Genomic DNA, 2690 nt, shown 5'->3' on the forward strand with positions numbered 1-2690 from the left:
CGTTCAAACCAGCCTTGTTGAAGGGAAGCTCATCTTCATGGAACTCCTTGTGACATTCAATAACCCAGAGATGGAAAATCTCCGCGGCATCAAGGAGATTGTCCTGATACCCAATTTTTTCACACAGCTGTGCTGCTTCAGCGCGAGGATATCCAGGAACAATGCGGTCAACAAGTGAGTTGCAGAAATCACATGCTTCATCAAGCCAGGTAGTAAACCCTGCTTCCAGATTCCACTCCTTTGCATATTGCAACACGATTCGCTTTAGGTTGTCACCGTTCTTGTCGATAAGCTCAACCGGGATGACAATAATCCCCTTATCTTGTGCACCATTAAAAGCTTTGTAACGCTTGTAGAGAAACGCACAGACTTTTGCGGGAAAGGCAGCTTGGGGAGTATCCTCGAGGCTGTTTCCTTCGCTGTAGGCAATGCCTGCCTCGGTGGTGTTGGATACAATGAACCTTAGGTCTTCACTTTCTGCTAGCTTCAGGTATGCTTCATAGTCATCTTTCTTATATGGATTCAGACAGCGGCTGACACTGCCAATGGTACGGAACTCCTCAACGTTCTTTCCTCCCTGAACACCCCTAAGGATGGTGGTGTAGAGACCTTTCTGGTCATTGATCATATCGCTCAATCCTCTCTCGAGTGGTTGGACGATGACCACATTGCCGTCGAAGTCAGTTTTTTCATTGAGGATATCGATCATCCAGTCAACAAAAGCACGGAGAAAATTCCCTTCACCGAACTGGAGGATTTTCTCTTTTCGGGCAACTGTCTTATGAGTTTCAGTAATCGATTGCATGGATGTATCTCCTTATCTATTATGTATGTTACGTTATTTTCTTTCTTCCATAAAGGGTATGTGCCATGAAGGCACAGATGGTTTGCTGGAAGACGATTCCAAAAATGACAGGCAGTGCAGTCTCAGGGGGGAAGTAAGCGATGGCAAGAACCAAGGCTGAGCTGATATTCCTCATGGAGACGGCGAAGGTGACACTCTTTCGATCTTCCAAGGCAATACCGGCAATTTTTCCTAAATAGTGAGCAAGCGGATATCCGATGACTGCAAGCAATGCACAGACAAGTGCAATAGGTAGGTAGATCCAGGAAGCATCAGCGATAAGGCGTTCAGCTACGTTGCTGGTGTTGATGACAATGATGAAGAAGAGACCAATCTTGGAGAATGGCTTCAGGTTTGGCCCCACATGGTCGTTGACCTTACCCTGTGTTGCATTGTTGATAAGAATACCGACAATGGAGGGGATAACGACCATGATAAGCAGGGATATCATCATTCCCTTGGTATCGATCTGTACGCTGGTCTGGGCAAGGATTGCGACTGTGTAGGGGGTAAGAAAAGGAGCAAGGAGGGTGGAGACAATGATCAAGGTCAGGGAGAGTGCCCCATTTCCCCTATAGATATTTGCCCAGATATATCCGGTGATTGCAGTGGGGATGGCCATCAGGAGAATAAATCCTGTGATAATTGCAGGATGACCGGGGAACAACAGGTTTGCCAGTGCCCATGCCACCAAGGGCATGATGATATTCGCCCCAAGAATGAAGAAGAGAATGGCTTTTGGTTTTTTAATGACCCCAAAGAAGGCATTTGAACTGATACCCAGACCACCAATAAAGGTAATAAGACCAAACAGGTAGGGTACCGAAGGGGTCATCCAGGAGACAAGTGAACCAAGGAGGAGTCCCATGATAACACCGCTGGGAGTGAGGAGCGGCATGAACCGCTCCAGATGATAGTTCAGGCTCTTGAGCCTTGCCTCGACTTTTTGAAAATGAAACATTGTTCCGAATGATAGCCTTCTCCTTGCTGGACTGTCAAGGTGAAAAAACCTGTGGTATAGTGATATCGTTTATGAGGAGGTTGCTGTGGGTGCTCACGTGACAAGGCGAGTGGGATTGGTTTTAGCCTCTATTCATACCGGAGCTTCCAACGGGCTCTGGTCCCAGATTGCAAGCCACTGCCAACGTTCCGGTATTTCCCTGTTTGTATTCCCTGGAGGAAGACTTGAGTATCAGGAGAACCAGGAGTACCTACGTAATGCCATTTATTCTCTGGTAAATACCGATAACCTCGATGGTGTGATTACTTGGGCTTCAGCCTTGGGTGGGGCTGTCAGTGTCTCAGAGGTCCATGCCTTCCTGGATAACCTTGACGGTCTGGACTGTGTCTGCATCGGGATGAAGAAGGAAGGCTGTCCCGGAATCTCTTTTGATGCCTATTCTGGGGTTCAGAGTGTCATGCTGCACTGTATCCGTGAACACCGTGCAAGGAAGATTGCCTTTCTCCGGGGACCGGAGAATCACTATTCTGCCGAAGACCGCTACCGGGCCTATTGCGATACCCTCGACCAAACCAGTCTGCTCTTTGATCCCCGCTTGGTCAGTGACCCTTTCTCCTGGTCAGAAGGAAGGAAGGCAATTGTTCAGTTATTGGAGGAGAGAAAACTCGTTCCTGGGCGGGATTTCGATACGTTGGTTTGTGCCAGCGATCTTATGATGTTTGATGCAGGAAAATACTTGGAGAACCTCGGATTCTCAATTCCTGAGGATCTGCGTATCGTGGGATATAATGACAGCAGGGAAAGCCACCTCTTGAAGGTTCCTTGTACCACTGCGAGGATGCCGGTTAATGAGTTGGCAAGGATGTCCTGGAACCTGCTCAGCGA

3 protein-coding genes are annotated in these 2690 nt (G+C 48.0%); 1 reads left to right on the forward strand and 2 read right to left on the reverse strand.

The window, feature by feature from the left end; all coding sequences use genetic code 11:
* Together JF818_RS06970 and JF818_RS06975 are read right to left on the reverse strand one after the other, a co-directional pair.
* Window positions 1-805: tagaturonate reductase (locus JF818_RS06970; RefSeq protein ID WP_198891310.1), on the reverse strand; the 805-nt coding region annotated here is incomplete at its 3' end.
* A 28-nt stretch (window positions 806-833) separates the two neighbouring features.
* Window positions 834-1805, reverse strand: coding sequence for a bile acid:sodium symporter family protein (locus JF818_RS06975; RefSeq protein WP_198891311.1), 972 nt, complete (start codon window positions 1803-1805; stop codon window positions 834-836).
* Window positions 1806-1890: 85 nt separating this feature from the next.
* Here JF818_RS06975 and JF818_RS06980 point away from each other — a divergent pair.
* Window positions 1891-2690, forward strand: an 800-nt coding sequence (locus tag JF818_RS06980; protein WP_198891312.1) for a substrate-binding domain-containing protein, incomplete at its 3' end; no start/stop codon positions are given.

The sequence above is a fragment of the Sphaerochaeta sp. S2 genome (genome assembly GCF_016406725.1).
Lineage (GTDB): Bacteria > Spirochaetota > Spirochaetia > Sphaerochaetales > Sphaerochaetaceae > Sphaerochaeta.

What these genes read in the sequence shown, in the direction of transcription:
- JF818_RS06975 (WP_198891311.1), bottom strand. Translation starts at nt 1,805, where the DNA reads ATGTTTCATTTTCAAAAAGTCGAGGCAAGGCTCAAGAGCCTGAACTAT.